Raw genomic sequence first — 15,277 nt, 5'->3', positions numbered from 1 at the left:
GGCGAAACGCGTGTCGCGCTACCGGTCGGTGAAAATTCTGTCTCGTTGATGTCAGGCGGGGCCCGTGGGCTGGTAGGGCTCAGGACCCCGCCTTTCGATATTTTGCACTCTGCCAGCCAAGGTTAAAAAACTGTTTAACCCAGCGAACGCACCTGCGGGCGGCGGTATTTTGCGGCAGGTTCCACGATCAATTCATGCAACGCCCAGACCAGTGCATCCACACGGTCAGGACTGCCTTTGCCCTCAAAGCCCTGCTGGGTCATGCGGCACATCTGGTCTTCCAGCGCGGGCATACCGCCCATATGGGCAACCCGCCCCTGTTCATACAGCGCCGCCACAGGCTCGGCCCGCGCAGACTTGCCGCGCGTGGCGCGCACCGCGCGAAACGGCACCACAGGGTCGATCTGCCGGATCACGCTTTCCACCAGATCACCGCCTTGGTTGACCTCGGCCACCAGACGGTCCGCCTTGTGACGACGCATCGCCTCCAAGGCAGCTTCGGCCCATTGCGAGGGGCTGGCAGCCGAAACACTGGCATCCTCCAACACCACCGCATGCCAATCGCCCGGGGCGCCCTGCGCGACGACACCCGCCACGATGATCCCACATTCGTCCGAGCCCTTGTGGCCTGTCACCGGCGGGTCCACCGCCACCACCACGCGGTCGAAACCCGGCAGGTCGCCGACGACACGGGCCTTGTCCAAGCCGGCCATCGTCCACAGCGCCCCCTCGGTATCCTCCAGCAAGACCCCGTCCAGTTCCTGCCGCCCAAGACGCGTGTCGGCATAACGCGCACGCACCTCCTCCAGAAAGCTCTGCGCCAGATAGGCCCGGTTGGCTTCCGTCGGCGCTTGTGTCGTCACGGTCGAGGGGTTTTTCAGAATCGCCTTCAGCACCCCCACATTGCGCGGCGTGGTGGTCACGCATTGCCGGGGATGGCTGCCCAGACGCAACCCGAACTGAAGCATGTCCCACGTATCCTCAGCCTTCTTCCACTTGGCCAATTCGTCCACCCAGGCCGCATCAAATTGCGGGCCGCGCAGGCTTTCCGGCTCATAAGCTGAAAAAACCTGCGCCACCGCACCATTGGGCCAGACAAGCCGACGCCGCCCCGCCTGCCACTCCGGGCGCCGATCGGGCGGCGAACACGCCAGAATGCCGCTTTCCCCAAAGATCATCACCTCGCGCACTTGGTCGATGGTTTCACCAACCAGCGCGACCCGGCGCGAACGGCCGGGATCAAGGGGGCCAGCCCCCTCAACCTCGGCGCGCACCCATTCAGACCCGGCGCGGGTTTTTCCCGCGCCACGCCCGCCCATGATAACCCATGTGCGCCAATCACCTGCCGGGGGCAGCTGATGATCCAGCGCCCAAAACTCGAACAGGTAAGGCAATGCCGCCAAGGCGCCATCACTCAGGCTGTTCAGGAACGCCCCCTGCTCGTCTGACGTCGCGCAGGCAAGCCAATCGGCGCCCGATTTCATCCCGGGCCTCAGCAAGGTCGAGTGCGACCGCTCCGGCCCCGCCAAAGGCGTTGCTTCCACTTTGTTCAAGACGTTTCCTTTCTTCAAATACCGTTTGCATGGCACGGCGCACCTCGGTCACGGCTTTCGCCAAGCCCGGTGTGGTCTCGCAATTGGCCAGTTCCGCCGCGCTCAACTGACGGTCCAGCTCTTTCAAAACACGCAAAAAAAACGTGTCCGCGATCTTCAGATACTCGTCCGAAGCCGCGTCCTTCCCCAAGGGCGTGATCATTGTCATTTTTTTATATGCCTCTCATGCTCGTCTCCGAACGAGCGACATGAAAAAACGGCCCCGGGCGGATGCCCAAGGCCGTTCGAGTCACGTCTTCTAGCGTATGTCAGAACCTACGGGCGACCGTGCGTTCTGTCAAACCGACCGGTCGCAACACCGCGTGGCAAGGTCATGGTTTATTTACGAAATCACTGGTTCGCGCGTTCGGCTTCAATCTCGCGCCACTTGGCGACGTTGCGATTGTGTTCGTCCAGCGTTTCGGCGAACGCATGTCCGCCGCTGCCGTCAGCCACGAAGAAAATGTAATCCGTCGTATCAGGGTTCAGCGCCGCCTCGATGGCTGCCTTGCCGGGGTTCGCAATCGGCGTGGGCGGCAGCCCGTCGATGACATAGGTGTTATAAGGTGTCTGCGAGCGCAACTCGCTTTGCCGCAACCCACGACCCAGCGCACCCTGCCCCTTGGTGACGCCATAGATCACCGTCGGGTCCGTTTGCAGGCGCATCCCTTGGTTCAGACGGTTCACGAAGACGCTGGCCACCTGACGCCGCTCCTCGGCCACGCCAGTTTCCTTTTCAACAATCGACGCCATGATCAACGCATCTTCCGGGCTGGCATAGGGCAGATCGGGCGCGCGCGCTTCCCAGGCATCTGCAAGAATCTTTGTCTGCGCAGCCGCCATGTCCGCCAGCAATGCGGCACGGTCGGCACCCGGTTTCACCTCGTAACTGTCTGGTGCCAACGTGCCTTCTGCAGGCACTTCGTTCACGTCACCGGCCAGAAAATCGGCACGGTTCAGACTGTCCACGATCTGCCAGCTGGTCACACCTTCGGCCAGCGCAATCCGATAACGCGTATCGCTTTCCTCGCGCATCTTAGTGTAAACCTCAGGTGCCGGACCATCCAGTTCCGCCGGGATGAACTCTGCCGTCACCTCGTATTCCTGCGTCGCCGGGTCCAGCTCACGCACCCGGACCTGCGCTGTCAGAACACCGATCCGATACACCACTTCCGTGCCACAGGTCGACGCACCGCCGCGTGTCACCACATCGACGATCTCCTGCATCGAGGCGCCTTCCTCGACCAGAAACGATCCGGCTTTCAAGGCAGACTTCTTGTCAGAATACTCCACCCCCAGCCGAAAAATCGTCCCGTTCGAGATCGCATTCTGATTGCTCAAATCTTCAGCAACTCGCGAGAAGTTCGACCCTTTTTCAACGCGAAGACAGATTGCCTGCGCCAAGGGTCCGGGATCAGTATATTGCTTCTTGCCCCATGCAATTGCACCCACCGCCACGATCATGACGACGATAAACAGACTCAGCGCGTTCGAGGCGATATTGCGCCACATCAGTCCGCAACCTTACCTATGACCAGGCTGGCATTGGTGCCGCCAAAACCAAAGCTGTTGGACAGAACCGTGTTGATTTCACGCGGTTCGGCCTTGTTGGCCGCAAGGCTCAGGCGCGGCTCGACCGCCGGATTGTCCAGGTTGATCGTCGGCGGTGCGACCTGATCGCGCAACGCAAGGATGCAGAAGATCGCCTCAACCGCACCAGCCGCCCCCAACAGGTGACCGATCGAGCTTTTGGTCGAACTCATCGTGGTTTTCTCTGCCGCATCGCCCAGCAGACGTTCAACCGCGCCCAATTCGATCGTGTCCGCCATCGTGGACGTGCCATGCGCATTGATGTAGTCAATCGCCGACGGCTCCAGCCCGGCCTTGCCAAGGGCCGCTTGCATCGCACGGAAACCGCCATCGCCATCCTCGGACGGCGCGGTGATGTGATAGGCATCGCCTGACAGGCCATAGCCTAGCACTTCGGCATAAATCTTGGCACCACGCGCCTTTGCGTGTTCGTATTCCTCGAGCACGACAACGCCCGCACCTTCGCCCATGACGAACCCATCGCGCTCGACGTCATAGGGGCGGCTTGCGGCTTGCGGATCATCCCCGCCTTTAGTGGAGAGGGCCTTGCACGCGTTGAACCCGGCAATACCCAGTTCGCAGATCGCGGCCTCAGCCCCGCCTGCAATCATCACGTCCGCATCGCCCGTCTGGATCAGGCGCGAGGCATCGCCAATCGCGTGTGCGCCCGTCGAACAGGCCGTGACGACCGCATGGTTTGGCCCCTTGAAGCCAAACTTGATCGACACCTGGCCCGAGATCAGGTTGATCAGCGACCCGGGAATGAAGAACGGCGACACCCGCCGCGGCCCGCGCTCGTGCAACAGGATCGAGGTTTCGGCAATCGTTGCCAGCCCGCCGATGCCCGACCCAATCATGACGCCGGTGCGCAACAGGCTTTCTTCGTCCTGCGGCATCCAGTCGGCATCTTTTACCGCCATCTCGGCTGCGGCCAGCCCGTACAGGATGAAATCATCCACTTTCCGGCGCTCTTTCGGCGCCATCCAGTCATCGGGATTGAACGTGCCATCCGTGCCATCGCCCAACGGAACTTCGCAAGCATATTTGGTCGCGACCCGCGACGCATCGAACTTGGTGATCGGACCAGCGCCCGATTGCCCGTCAAGAATACGTTTCCAGGTTTCCTCAACCCCGCACGCCAGAGGAGAAACCATGCCCAGACCTGTAACGACCACTCGACGCATAATGCTGCCCTTTCTCAGGAAGTCTTTCATCCCACGCTTGATAGCGCGGCGAAGGGTTTAGGGGCAAGAGGCGTTCGATCAAGACATTGCTGATCGGCAAAAAACCAATCCGATCAAAAATCCATCGCGGAACGCATCCTGTGAAACAGTCAAACTACGGGCCGAAAACGAAAAACGGCGCCTCGAAAGGCGCCGTTTTCCAAAATATCAACGAACGTCTTACACAGCGTCCGAGATGAATTTCACAGCGTCGCCGAAGGTCTGAATGGTCTCGGCAGCGTCATCCGGGATCTCGATCCCGAACTCTTCTTCGAAAGCCATGACCAGTTCAACGGTATCCAAGCTGTCTGCGCCCAAGTCGTCGATGAACGAGGCCGATTCCGTAACCTTGTCCTCTTCCACACCCAGGTGCTCAACAACGATTTTTTTCACGCGATCTGCGACGTCGCTCATGATAAATCCTCACGTTTATTCAGGCACATGGCCTTTTTCGATAGACCCAGGACGGGCCGTTGTGTTTTCAGCGCGTTACGCCGGGTTCCCCGACCCTTACAGGCGCGTTGGGGGAACACATGCGCCGCCTATAGCACATCGCATAAGATAGGCAAACGCTTTCGATCTTCAATCAGGCTGGTCGTCAGACGTGACCAACTGCCCAATTCTGCTACAACATTGCCATACCGCCATTCACGTGGATTGTGGCCCCGGTTGTGTAACCGGCGTCAGGCGACGCAAGATAAAGGACCGCGGCCGCGATTTCCTCGGGCGTGCCCATCCGGGCGGCTGGAATTTGGGTGTTGATCTTATCCTTCTGATCGTCAGTCAGCTTGTCGGTCATGGCTGTCGCAATAAAGCCGGGTGCGACACAGTTGGCGGTAATACCTCGGCTTGCGACCTCGTAGGCGATGGATTTGGTCAACCCGACCATACCCGCCTTGGACGCGGCATAGTTGACTTGCCCGGGATTGCCAGTTGCCCCCACGATCGAGCTGATGTTGATAATCCGACCCCAACGTGCCTTCATCATCGGGCGCATCACGCCGCGACACAGCCGCATGGTCGAGGTCAGATTGACATTGATGACACTGTCCCATTCTTCATCCGACATGCGCATAAAGATCTGGTCGCGCGTGATGCCCGCGTTATTGACCAGAATATCGACCGATCCCATTGCTTCGACAGCTTGCTTGGGCAGCGCGTCGACCGCCGCACCATCCGACAGATTGCAAGGCAGCACATGGGCCCGCTCGCCCAGCTCGGCCGCCAGCGCTTCAAGCGGCTCAACGCGTGTGCCTGACAGCGCGACAGTTGCGCCAGCCTTGTGTAAAACGCGCGCAATCTCGCCGCCAATTCCACCGGACGCCCCCGTCACCAGAGCGTTCTTTCCATTCAGATCAAACATCTGATCATCCTTCCTAAAGTTTTACGGCAACCGCACCGATTGGCAGCCACCCCATCCGATTATCCAGCGTTGATCGCTTCGGCAGCAGCGGCAACTTCCTCGGGCGTCCCAACCGTGCGCGTGGTGACATCTTTCGAAATGCGTCGGATCATGCCGGACAGCGCCTTGCCGGCGCCGATTTCCCACATTTCGGTCACACCCTGATCGGCCATCCACGCCACGCTTTCGCGCCAACGGACCGACCCGGTAACCTGCTCGACCAAAAGCGACCGGATCACAGTCGGATCTGAAATCGCCGAGGCCCGCACATTCGCGACCAGCGGCACGCGCGGGCGATCCATCTTGACATGCGACAGGGCTTCGGCCATCGCCTCGGCTGCCGGTTGCATCAGGGCGCAGTGGAATGGGGCGCTGACGGGCAGTAGCACTGCACGCCGGGCGCCTTTGGACTTGGCGATCTCCAGCGCACGTTCCACCGCTTCCTTATGGCCCGACACCACCACTTGGGCGGGGTCGTTGTCATTGGCGGCCTGACAGACTTGATCATGCGACGCCTCAAGCGCCACTTGCTGTGCAGTCTCAAAATCCAGCCCCAGCAAAGCAGCCATTGCCCCGACGCCGACTGGCACGGCCTCTTGCATCGCCTTGCCGCGGGCACGCAAAAGACGCGCCGTATCGGCAATCGAAAACGTGCCAGCTGCGGCCAGCGCGGAATATTCCCCCAACGAATGCCCGGCGACAAAGGACGCCGCGTCGATCGTGACGCCCTCGGCCTCAAGCGCCCGCATCGCGGCAAGCGAGGTCGCCATTAATGCAGGCTGCGCGTTCTGCGTCAGTGTCAGCGCCTCTTGCTCGCCGTCCCAAATTAGTGCTGAAAGTTGTTCACCAAGCGCGTCGTCCACCTCGTCAAAAACAGCCTTCGCGGTTGGGTATGCGTCGGCAAGGGCCTTGCCCATCCCGATGGTCTGGGCGCCCTGCCCGGGGAATACGAATGCGCGGCTCATGGGCTCTCCTGTCGCTATTTGGTTTTCCCAACGGCATACCCCGCAGTCGGCCTTGGCGCAATCCGCTTTGCCACAAATGCGAAACGGCGCCCGCCCGATAAGGCGCGCGCCGTGTGGCTCACATCGTCTTTCTGACCTTACTGCGTCATCAATCGAGCAAGGGAAACCGCATTCTCATTGACCCGCGAAATTCGACGGCCCGGCTGTCGTGGACGGCGCGCAGCGCTCAGATCCAGCATCATGCGTTGCTGAATGGGCTCCAGCGTCTCTTCATCACCTGCAATCACTTCATAGGCGTCCATGCCGCTACCGATCCGGGCATACAAAGCAGCCTCGCACTTATCGTCATTGGCTCGTAGGACAAGCAAAGAGCCGATATCGCAGAATGGCACACGCGTTTCCTGCCGAAACCGGTTCAATCCATCGCGATATCCGATCCGAAGTTCGCTTTTTTCGATATCAAACTGCGCCTCGATCTGACGCGCATCGCGGCCATACCAAAACAGTAGCCAACCAACCACAAACAGAAGCCCCGTCAGACCCAGTTTCATCGCCATCATCACAGGATCCGTAAATGCGTAAGCCGCAAAGGACCAAATACCCGCAATCACCAATAGCAAAACCAAACCGACGAACCGCCCCGCCGCATGAGTGATCCGCTTGAAACCGCTGTCACGCCCAGCCACACCAAGGCGATAGCCCCATGACGTTTCTGCCACCTTGGGGGCCGCACCGTTCGGGCTGCTCTGATCAACATTGTCACGCGGGATTTGGATTTGCATTGTCGTGTCACCTTCTTGTCTCGACGCTGTGACGGTTATCTTAACCTTAACCACTTGGCTCGCACGCAACTGTGACGGGAATACGGCGCGGGTCTGGTCATTCGCAGGCATTCTTCATCGCCCCCCCTGTCGCCCCAGTTCGCCCATGCCACAGACCACATGATACCACTTGCACGGCTATGCCAGACGTGTATAAGGCATCTTCCTTTCCGTGTGTTTATGAACCGCGTGGCCTCTCGTGGATGGGTGGCGGAAAGGCGTAAAGACCCATCCTTTGAAGCGCGCTTGAAAAAAGAACTGGAGTTCACATGCCGCTCTACGAGCATGTCTTCATCTCGCGTCAGGACTTGTCCAATTCGCAAGCTGAGAACCTCATCGAACATTTTGGCACCGTGCTGGCAGACAATGGCGGTAAAGTCGTTGATAGCGAGTATTGGGGCGTCAAAACGATGTCTTACAAGATCAACAAGAACCGCAAGGGTCACTATGCGTTCATGAGGACCGATGCACCCGCACCGGCCATTCAGGAAATGGAGCGTCTGATGCGCCTGCATGATGACGTGATGCGCACGCTGACGATCAAGGTTGACGAACACGCCGAAGGCCCGTCGATCCAAATGCAAAAGCGTGACGAACGCGGCGACCGCCGTGGCCGTGACCGCTAAGTTCGAAAGGATCTAAACCATGGCAGCCAAACCATTTTTCCGCCGTCGCAAAGTGTGCCCCTTCTCGGGCGACAACGCGCCGAAGATCGACTATAAAGACACGCGCCTTCTGCAGCGCTATATCTCCGAGCGCGGCAAGATCGTCCCCTCGCGGATCACCGCTGTGTCGGCCAAGAAGCAACGCGAACTGTCGCGCGCCATCAAACGCGCCCGCTTCCTCGCCCTGCTTCCCTACGCCGTGAAGTAAGGAGATCTGAACATGCAAGTTATCCTTTTGGAACGTGTGGCCAAGCTTGGCCAGATGGGCGACGTCGTTGACGTCAAGCCGGGCTTTGCCCGCAACTTCCTTTTGCCCCAAGGCAAGGCCCTGTCGGCATCAGACGCCAACATCGCATCCTTCGAAGCCCGCAAAGCGCAGCTTGAAGCGCGCAACCTGGAAACCAAAAAAGAAGCCGAAGCTCTGGCCGCAAAGCTGGACGGCGAACAATTCGTCGTGATTCGCTCGGCATCGGATTCTGGTGCACTCTACGGCTCGGTCACCCCGCGTGACGCATCGGATGTCGCCACCGAAGCCGGGTTCTCGATCGACAAGAAACAGGTCGCTCTGAAAGCTCCGATCAAATATTTGGGCCTGCACGTCGTTCATGTCGTCCTGCACCCCGAAGTTGAGGTCGAGATTGATCTGAACGTCGCCCGCTCGGCAGAAGAAGCCGAGCTGCAAGCCTCGGGTAAATCGATCCAGGAACTCGCCGCCGAAGCCGAGGCTGAAGCCGAGTTTGAAATCGCCGAGCTGTTCGACGACATCGGGGCCGCTGCATCGGAAGATGAAGATCTGGCCGAAGCTGTCGAAGAAGAAGCCGCCGAAGAGGACGAGAAAGAGGCTTGATCCCTTTCTCACCGCGTATACAAAAGGCCGCCCCCGGGGCGGCCTTTTTCGTTCTGCACCACCGGCCCGCCAGTGCCTGACGGCTTAGCCAGCCATCCACACGCCCAGCATCCAGACACCCATGCCCAGCATGACCAGGTTTTCAGTCAACGAAATCGCCCCCAACGGCACGTTCGATCCACCACCCACGCAAGCGCAGGTCAACTCGCGTTTGTCGACATACACAGCCTTGATCACGCTGATCGCGCCAATGGTCCCGATGAACATGCCCACCGGCGCCACCAAACAAATCAACGCGCTACCAGTGCCGATCAACCCCATCATGCCAACGCCGGTGTAAAGCTCGGCAAAAGGATAGGCGTAACCATAGGGCACATAACGGCGCGCCAACAGATCATAGCCCAGAAATCCGTTCACGAATGCCTCGACATCGCGCAGTTTCTGGATGGCCAGCGCCACCATCGAGGTTGCAAAGAACCACTTGAGCCACGTCAGAATGGGAAATCCATCGTAAAGGTTAAGAACAATCGCTAATGCCATCAGCGCCGTCGCCGCAAATATCGCGATAACGGGCTGATAGGACGTATCGTCTTCGCCCAGAACGCGATAGCCAAAATGCTCTTTCAGATCAGAATAGCCGCCAATCCGCTTGCCATCGATGAAAGCTTGCGGGGTTTCGTCTACATCATGCGCGGCTTGAAAAGCATCCACTTGTTCACGAGTCGTTAGCAGGTTGTCGTCGATGACATACCCTTTCCGCTCCAACAGCGATTTCGATTTCAAGCCGAAGGGGCAAAGATGCCCCGGCATCGCCATCCGGTAAACCGAGGCGCGAAGACCTGCGCCTTGCCTTTTGGCCCGTGCGATTTCCGGGCCGTCAATGTCTTGTGCAAGTGTCATGGCACCCTCCTTTATCAGGAACGCTGTATCAGTCGGCCTGCGTCTTGCGCGGCGTTCCCGCCGGCGCGTCTCCATTGGTCTCAATATCCGTTATATAGCGTTTCATTTCCTCGATTTCGGCCCGCTGTGCTTCGATGATAGCGTCCGCCAGCGCGCGCACCCTTGGGTCCGAGATATCGGCCCGCTCGCTGGTCAGAACCGCAATCGAGTGGTGCGGGATCATTGCCTTCATCCATACAACATCCCCGACCGTCGCCTGTGACCGCACCAGTGTCACGCCTAATCCAAACGCGATCACCGCGCCGATGAAAATGGCAATGTTGGCGGTCCGGTTCGTATACATGCCCAGCATGAAGGCCAGCATGACAATCGCCATCATGCCACCCATATAAAGTGCCATCCACATCCGGGTCTGCGAGAAGAAAACATGGTCCATAGCGTAGGTGTTAAGATACATCAGCCCGAACATCGCAACTGTCGAGGTGGCGATCATCGCCAGAAACCGGCCATAGCCACCCTTCATCCCGCCGCCGTTATGTGATGGGTCTTGTTTGGCGCGGAATTGGGGTTCGTTTTGTTTAGTGTCCGCTTGATCAACCATCACTGGCCTCCTTTGATGTTCTTCAACTCAACGCAAACGCAGCCCGATGGTTCCATGCAACACGGCCACGCGAAATCAGCACGCCATCGCCGATCATCGATGATCGCTCTATCTCATGACCGGTTCGGCACCTATAAGCTAAGCTATGAAACAGTTATCTCGGCGCGCCGTTCTGGCCTTTCTGCCCTCATTGACCTTGGCTGCCTGCTCGCGCGGCAAAACGTCAACCACCAAAGCGCGCGGCGGAGAAAACCCGCCTCTTTACCCCAATGAAACGCCCCAACTGCGTATTTTGATCAACAAATGGGCCGATCATTACCAGATCCCGCGCGAGTTGGTGCACCGGCAGGCGGTGCGCGAAAGCACGCACCGACCATGGGCGCGTAACGGACCATATTGGGGGCTTCTGCAAATCCTGCCGCAGACCGCCCGCACGATGGGCCATCGCGGCCCCGCGTCCGAGCTTCTGGACCCGGATATCAACCTGAAATACGCGGGCAAGTATTTGCGTGGGGCCTATATCGTATCTGGCGGCAGCATTAAGGACGCGATGAAATGGTATGCGAGGGGGTATTATTACGAGGCCAAGCGCATGGGCCTGCTGGTCGAAACCGGATTGCGCCCCGGCTAAGGCATTCACCAACAAAAGAAAAAGGCCGCCCAATCAGGCGGCCTTTTCTTTGAACGACAGCGTCGTTCTTATTCTTCTTCTTCCAGCGCCTCAACAGCCTTCTGAAGATCGTCTTTCGACACTTCTTTTTCCGACACTTCCGCCAGCTCAAAGATATAGTCGATTACTTTGTCTTCAAACAGCGGCGCCTGAATTTGCTGACGCATCTGCGGGTTTTGCTGAACGAATTCAAAGAACTGACGTTCCTGACCCGGATACTGACGCGCTTGGTTCATGACCGCTTGGGTCATCTCGGCATCCGTCACTTCGATCTCGGCTGTCTGGCCCAGTTCCGCCAACAGCAGACCAAGGCGTACACGGCGACCCGCCAGTTTGTTGTGCTCGTCCGTCGGCTCGATCTCAGGGTGATCGTGACCTTCCACGTCCGGGTTTTCCTCGTGCCACAGCTGATGCGCGATCTGCTTGGCTTCGGCGTCCAGCAGCGACGGCGGCAGATCGAAATCAACCAGCTTGTCCATCTCGTCCAGCAGGCCGCGTTTCATCACAGCACGCGCCGCACCCGAGAATTCGGCTTCCAGACGTTCTGCAACCTGTGCTTTAAGCGCCTCAAGATCGTCGGCTCCGAATTTCTTGGCCAGTTCGTCGTTCAACTCGGCGGCAACAGGTTCCTTGACCTCTTTCACCTTGCATTCAAAGACCGCATCCTTGCCGGCCAGGTTCTCGGCACCATACTCCGCTGGGAACGTCACGGTGACGTCAAGCTCGTCACCGGCTTTTGCCCCCACCAGCTGCTCCTCAAAGCCCGGAATGAACGATCCTGACCCCAACACCAGCGGGTAATCTTCCGCCGCACCACCGTCGAAGGGCTCGCCATCTACCTTGCCCAGGAAGTCGATCACAACCTGATCGCCGTCCTTGGCTTTCGAACCTTTCTTGCGGTCCTTGAAGTCCTGCGCGGTTTCGGCAAGGCTGTTCAGCGCTTCGTCGACATCAGCATCTGCCGCCTTGACGACCAGCTTTTCCAACTTGATGCCTTTCAGATTGACCTCGGGAATGTCGGGCAGCGCCTCATAGGTCATTTCGACCTCGACATCGTCGCCTTCTTTCCACTCTTCATTGGTCATTTTCACGTCGGGCTGCATGGCCGGACGGTCACCGCTGTCTTCGAAGTGCTTACTCATCGCGCCATCGACAGCTTCCTGCATGGCTTCGCCCATCAGGCGCTGGCCAAACTGCTTTTTCAGAAGCGCCAGGGGCACCTTGCCCTTGCGAAAGCCCTTCATTTCCACTTCGGGCTGTGCTTCGACCAGCTTATCGTTGACTTTTGCGTCCAGATCAGCGGCCGGAACCACAATCTTATAGCCGCGTTTCAGACCTTCATTCAGGGTCTCGGTGACCTGCATCATTTCGTCCTTTTTTTCGTCTTTGGTGCGGGTGGAGGGACTTGAACCCCCACGCCTCGCGGCGCCAGAACCTAAATCTGGTGCGTCTACCAATTCCGCCACACCCGCAAAAACCGTGGGCAGCCCGCACCGGTTTCGCAGGGGCCGCCCAAATTCGCGCCCTTCTAACACCAGTATTGATGGGATGCGAGAGGAAAAACGCGCGGTTTCACCACAGATCGGCATCATTTCGCGACGAAATAGCCACAGTGTTTGCAACGATGGGACGCTCGAAGCGGGAAACAGGTGCGTTCTCGCGCTTTGGCGTTAGCCTGCGCCATACAACCAGAGCTCGAAAACAGGGCCACAGACGAAGGCAGGACGACAAATGACACCCAACCCTTTTCACGGGGATGTGGTGGCTGGGCAGGCGCGTGGCGCAGGTCCAACCGCTGGCATTGGCCCCGGCGCATTGGTGCGCACATTGCACGGCGACCGCGCGGTCGAAACCCTTGGCCCCGGCGACCAAATCATCACCTCAGACGGTCGCAAAGCCCGCCTTGACGCCATCACTTGCCATATTGCGCCGGCCCGTATGCTGTGCCGTATTTCTCCCAAAACCCAGACCAACGCACGCGCCCACGCCGGTCCGGTCATTCTGTCCAACCACCAGCATGTGATGGTCGAAGGTTGGATGGCGCGGGCGATGTTTGGCCGCGACCAGGCGCTTGTGCCCGTATCCGCCATCGCCGACGGAGAGCTGATCCGCCGCATGGATCTGGACGCCGAACTGCCGCTGTTCCAACTGCATTTTTATGCGCCCCAATTGGTCTGCGTCGGAGGGCTAACCGTCCTTGCCACGCCTGCGCGCCAGCCCGCGACCGTAGCCGCTAGATATCCAGCTTCCTGAACACCTCAGGCAGGGCCTCTGGCAAATCTTCGGCAATCAATCCCGGCCCGAAACTCAGCGCGCATTCCACATGCAGCCAAGCTGCGCTCTCAGCCGCTTTCATCGGGTTGAAACCACGGGCGAGCAGCCCAGTGATGAACCCTGCCAACACGTCACCGGAGCCCGCCGTCGCGAGCCAAGGCGCGGACCGCTCGTAAGCGGCAGAGTTGATCGAGCAACGCCCATCGGGTGCAGCAATCACCGTATCCGGCCCCTTGAACAGCACCACACAGCCTGCACGGGCAGCAGCCTCGCGCGTCGCGTCGACCTTGGAATAGGCAGGCCCTTTCGTGGCGGGGGCGTTCAGTTTATCGGCGATATCCGGGAACAACCGCACAAACTCGCCAGCATGAGGCGTCAGCACGCAGGTTTCATGCAGCATGCCGAATAGCTCGGCGGGATTACTCGCGTACGCCGTCAACGCATCCGCGTCCAGAACCGTCGCCCGTTTGGCGGCGAGCGCCACCGGCACCAGTTCCCGCGCCCGCTCTTGCCCCAGTCCGGGTCCAATGCACAGCGCATTGAGCCTCTCGTCCGCCAAAACGGTTTCGAGTGTCGGGGCATCACCAACGGGCGATAGCATGATCGCATCCAACCGCGCCGCGTTCTCTTGGAGGGCGCCGGGTGTCGGGGCGACGGTGACAAGCCCTGCCCCGATCCGTAGCGCCCCACGGGCCGTCAGTCGCGCAGCACCGCCTTTGCCGGGCGGGCCAGACAGGATGAGTGCGTGGCCGTAGGAGTATTTATGATCTTTCCCCAGTTTATCCAACCAGTTGGGTTGGTCGACCAATTTGACGATCTCGCCCGGCGGCACCGCCGGGCAGTCCTCGGCCGCCCCCCCGGGCGGGGACTTCATCCCCACCCGCGGCCGACGACTGCCCTCTAGACCAATGGATTTGACAACACATTTTCCAGCATTCTCAGAACCATCGCCGAGATAGTGACCTGGCTTTCCACTATGGAATGAGACAGAAAGATGGGCGTGCGCAGAAAAACGTGTCCAATGCTCTTCATTCGGAAATTCTTTTCCGCTATCCGAACAGACACCGCTGGGTATGTCGATGGCGACAATCGCTGGACGCCCTCGCTTGTGCCCCCACTCAATTTCAAAACAATCCACCATGTCGCCCATATTCCAAAACAGGTCACCTAATGGCTTTATACCTCTGGTTAGACCTGTTCCGAACAAGGCGTCGATCAGCAAATCACAGCCCCACCCTTTACTTGCTTGGTATGTAAGCACGTCACCAACATGCCCCTCCCACCGCTCATAATTCACCCGCGCATCCGGCGGCAGCTTCTCGGCATCCCCATACAGGAACACCTCGACCTCCCAGCCCCACTCCTTCAACAGGCGCGCCACAACAAACCCATCGCCACCATTGTTTCCCGGTCCACACAACACCACAGCCTTATGAGAGGTCTTCGCAAGCTCCGGCCATTCCTCGAAAATCGCCTCGACCACGCCCTTGCCCGCACGCTCCATCAGCTCAAGCCCGGTGACCTCACCTGAGTCGATTGCGGCTTGCTCTATCGCCCTCATCTGGGCCGCTGTCAGCAGTTCGGTCATGGGTCACCTTTCGTCACATGCTCAATTCTTGAACCAACTGCCTAAATTTTGTGCAGTTGCCCGGAAATCGGTCAGATGGGACCGCCCTGCGTCAGCCTATCCAATTGTCCCGCCCATGGGAAAGTGGTCTTTGGGTCGC

Annotated in this window: 17 protein-coding genes and 1 tRNA gene; 5 read left to right on the top strand and 13 right to left on the bottom strand. The window is 59.1% G+C overall.

Features of this window, described 5'->3' with window-relative positions:
• Positions 1–134: 134 nt before the first annotated feature.
• From MN186_RS02900 to MN186_RS02865, 8 genes are all read right to left on the bottom strand, one after another.
• A complete protein-coding gene (locus tag MN186_RS02900) occupies positions 135–1,484 on the bottom strand; it encodes a DNA-packaging protein (protein WP_242111388.1) in 1,350 nt (449 codons plus the stop codon).
• Positions 1,411–1,761, bottom strand: a complete 351-nt coding sequence (locus tag MN186_RS02895; protein WP_242111385.1) for a permease — start codon at positions 1,759–1,761, stop codon at positions 1,411–1,413. Before MN186_RS02895 ends, MN186_RS02900 begins: the two co-directional genes overlap by 74 nt.
• 182 nt (positions 1,762–1,943) lie before the next feature.
• A complete protein-coding gene (gene mltG, locus MN186_RS02890) occupies positions 1,944–3,104 on the bottom strand; it encodes an endolytic transglycosylase MltG (protein WP_242111384.1) in 1,161 nt (386 codons plus the stop codon).
• Positions 3,104–4,366 (bottom strand): beta-ketoacyl-ACP synthase II, encoded by a 1,263-nt coding sequence (fabF, locus tag MN186_RS02885; protein WP_242112694.1) that lies wholly within the window; start codon positions 4,364–4,366, stop codon positions 3,104–3,106. The genes mltG and fabF overlap by 1 nt, the downstream gene beginning before the upstream one ends.
• Positions 4,367–4,585: 219 nt before the next feature.
• Positions 4,586–4,819 (bottom strand): acyl carrier protein, encoded by a 234-nt coding sequence (locus MN186_RS02880; protein WP_242111383.1) that lies wholly within the window; start codon positions 4,817–4,819, stop codon positions 4,586–4,588.
• A 211-nt stretch (positions 4,820–5,030) separates the two neighbouring features.
• Positions 5,031–5,768 carry a 3-oxoacyl-[acyl-carrier-protein] reductase gene (gene fabG, locus MN186_RS02875; RefSeq protein WP_242111381.1) on the bottom strand — a complete coding sequence of 246 codons (738 nt, stop codon included), beginning with the start codon at positions 5,766–5,768 and terminating at the stop codon, positions 5,031–5,033.
• Between the two features lie 59 nt (positions 5,769–5,827).
• The gene (gene fabD, locus MN186_RS02870) at positions 5,828–6,772 is read right to left on the bottom strand and encodes an ACP S-malonyltransferase (RefSeq protein ID WP_242111380.1); all 945 of its coding nucleotides are present in this window, start codon (positions 6,770–6,772) and stop codon (positions 5,828–5,830) included.
• 137 nt (positions 6,773–6,909) lie between these two features.
• Positions 6,910–7,554, bottom strand: a complete 645-nt coding sequence (locus MN186_RS02865; protein ID WP_242111379.1) for a hypothetical protein — start codon at positions 7,552–7,554, stop codon at positions 6,910–6,912.
• A 308-nt stretch (positions 7,555–7,862) separates the two neighbouring features.
• On the opposite strand from MN186_RS02865, the gene rpsF reads away from it, so the two are divergent.
• Genes rpsF through rplI form a run of 3 tightly spaced genes read left to right on the top strand, consistent with a single transcriptional unit; the run spans position 7,863 to position 9,105 of the window.
• Positions 7,863–8,219: a 30S ribosomal protein S6 gene (rpsF, locus tag MN186_RS02860; protein WP_242111377.1), complete on the top strand. Its 357-nt coding sequence runs from the start codon at positions 7,863–7,865 to the stop codon at positions 8,217–8,219.
• A gap of 19 nt (positions 8,220–8,238) precedes the next feature.
• Complete coding sequence (rpsR, locus tag MN186_RS02855) at positions 8,239–8,466, top strand: 30S ribosomal protein S18 (protein ID WP_068246410.1); 228 nt, start codon at positions 8,239–8,241, stop codon at positions 8,464–8,466.
• Between the two features lie 12 nt (positions 8,467–8,478).
• Entirely contained in the window at positions 8,479–9,105 is a 627-nt protein-coding gene (gene rplI, locus MN186_RS02850) for a 50S ribosomal protein L9 (RefSeq protein WP_242111375.1), read from the top strand.
• A gap of 84 nt (positions 9,106–9,189) precedes the next feature.
• On the opposite strand, the gene MN186_RS02845 is transcribed toward rplI, so the two are convergent.
• Positions 9,190–10,005, bottom strand: a complete 816-nt coding sequence (locus MN186_RS02845; RefSeq protein ID WP_338024980.1) for a MauE/DoxX family redox-associated membrane protein — start codon at positions 10,003–10,005, stop codon at positions 9,190–9,192.
• Positions 10,006–10,033: 28 nt separating this feature from the next.
• Positions 10,034–10,606 carry a DUF305 domain-containing protein gene (locus tag MN186_RS02840; RefSeq protein ID WP_242111374.1) on the bottom strand — a complete coding sequence of 191 codons (573 nt, stop codon included), beginning with the start codon at positions 10,604–10,606 and terminating at the stop codon, positions 10,034–10,036.
• A gap of 145 nt (positions 10,607–10,751) precedes the next feature.
• Between MN186_RS02840 and MN186_RS02835 the strand changes: the two genes are divergently transcribed.
• Complete coding sequence (locus MN186_RS02835) at positions 10,752–11,237, top strand: lytic transglycosylase domain-containing protein (RefSeq protein WP_242111373.1); 486 nt, start codon at positions 10,752–10,754, stop codon at positions 11,235–11,237.
• A 68-nt stretch (positions 11,238–11,305) separates the two neighbouring features.
• Here MN186_RS02835 and tig read toward each other — a convergent pair whose 3' ends face one another.
• A complete protein-coding gene (gene tig / locus MN186_RS02830) occupies positions 11,306–12,640 on the bottom strand; it encodes a trigger factor (RefSeq protein WP_242111372.1) in 1,335 nt (444 codons plus the stop codon).
• Positions 12,641–12,663: 23 nt separating this feature from the next.
• Positions 12,664–12,748: transfer RNA gene (locus MN186_RS02825), tRNA-Leu, on the bottom strand.
• A 259-nt stretch (positions 12,749–13,007) separates the two neighbouring features.
• On the opposite strand from MN186_RS02825, the gene MN186_RS02820 reads away from it, so the two are divergent.
• Complete coding sequence (locus tag MN186_RS02820) at positions 13,008–13,529, top strand: Hint domain-containing protein (RefSeq protein WP_242111370.1); 522 nt, start codon at positions 13,008–13,010, stop codon at positions 13,527–13,529.
• Here MN186_RS02820 and MN186_RS02815 read toward each other — a convergent pair.
• The gene (locus tag MN186_RS02815) at positions 13,510–15,138 is read right to left on the bottom strand and encodes an NAD(P)H-hydrate dehydratase (protein WP_242111369.1); all 1,629 of its coding nucleotides are present in this window, start codon (positions 15,136–15,138) and stop codon (positions 13,510–13,512) included. The two genes, MN186_RS02820 and MN186_RS02815, sit on opposite strands and share 20 nt — an antisense overlap.
• Positions 15,139–15,277: the final 139 nt, after the last annotated feature.

Source organism: Aliiroseovarius sediminis (genome assembly GCF_022678485.1).
Classification (GTDB): Bacteria; Pseudomonadota; Alphaproteobacteria; order Rhodobacterales; family Rhodobacteraceae; genus Aliiroseovarius; species Aliiroseovarius sediminis.
This window is presented reverse-complemented; position numbering and strand designations above follow the sequence as displayed.

What these genes read in the sequence shown, in the direction of transcription:
- MN186_RS02900 (WP_242111388.1), bottom strand. Translation starts at nt 1,484, where the DNA reads ATGAAATCGGGCGCCGATTGGCTTGCCTGCGCGACGTCAGACGAGCAG.
- MN186_RS02895 (WP_242111385.1), bottom strand. Translation starts at nt 1,761, where the DNA reads ATGACAATGATCACGCCCTTGGGGAAGGACGCGGCTTCGGACGAGTAT.
- mltG (WP_242111384.1), bottom strand. Translation starts at nt 3,104, where the DNA reads ATGTGGCGCAATATCGCCTCGAACGCGCTGAGTCTGTTTATCGTCGTC.
- fabF (WP_242112694.1), bottom strand. Translation starts at nt 4,366, where the DNA reads ATGCGTCGAGTGGTCGTTACAGGTCTGGGCATGGTTTCTCCTCTGGCG.
- MN186_RS02880 (WP_242111383.1), bottom strand. Translation starts at nt 4,819, where the DNA reads ATGAGCGACGTCGCAGATCGCGTGAAAAAAATCGTTGTTGAGCACCTG.
- fabG (WP_242111381.1), bottom strand. Translation starts at nt 5,768, where the DNA reads ATGTTTGATCTGAATGGAAAGAACGCTCTGGTGACGGGGGCGTCCGGT.
- fabD (WP_242111380.1), bottom strand. Translation starts at nt 6,772, where the DNA reads ATGAGCCGCGCATTCGTATTCCCCGGGCAGGGCGCCCAGACCATCGGG.
- MN186_RS02865 (WP_242111379.1), bottom strand. Translation starts at nt 7,554, where the DNA reads ATGCAAATCCAAATCCCGCGTGACAATGTTGATCAGAGCAGCCCGAAC.
- rpsF (WP_242111377.1), top strand. Translation starts at nt 7,863, where the DNA reads ATGCCGCTCTACGAGCATGTCTTCATCTCGCGTCAGGACTTGTCCAAT.
- rpsR (WP_068246410.1), top strand. Translation starts at nt 8,239, where the DNA reads ATGGCAGCCAAACCATTTTTCCGCCGTCGCAAAGTGTGCCCCTTCTCG.
- rplI (WP_242111375.1), top strand. Translation starts at nt 8,479, where the DNA reads ATGCAAGTTATCCTTTTGGAACGTGTGGCCAAGCTTGGCCAGATGGGC.
- MN186_RS02845 (WP_338024980.1), bottom strand. Translation starts at nt 10,005, where the DNA reads ATGACACTTGCACAAGACATTGACGGCCCGGAAATCGCACGGGCCAAA.
- MN186_RS02840 (WP_242111374.1), bottom strand. Translation starts at nt 10,606, where the DNA reads ATGGTTGATCAAGCGGACACTAAACAAAACGAACCCCAATTCCGCGCC.
- MN186_RS02835 (WP_242111373.1), top strand. Translation starts at nt 10,752, where the DNA reads ATGAAACAGTTATCTCGGCGCGCCGTTCTGGCCTTTCTGCCCTCATTG.
- tig (WP_242111372.1), bottom strand. Translation starts at nt 12,640, where the DNA reads ATGCAGGTCACCGAGACCCTGAATGAAGGTCTGAAACGCGGCTATAAG.
- MN186_RS02820 (WP_242111370.1), top strand. Translation starts at nt 13,008, where the DNA reads ATGACACCCAACCCTTTTCACGGGGATGTGGTGGCTGGGCAGGCGCGT.
- MN186_RS02815 (WP_242111369.1), bottom strand. Translation starts at nt 15,138, where the DNA reads ATGACCGAACTGCTGACAGCGGCCCAGATGAGGGCGATAGAGCAAGCC.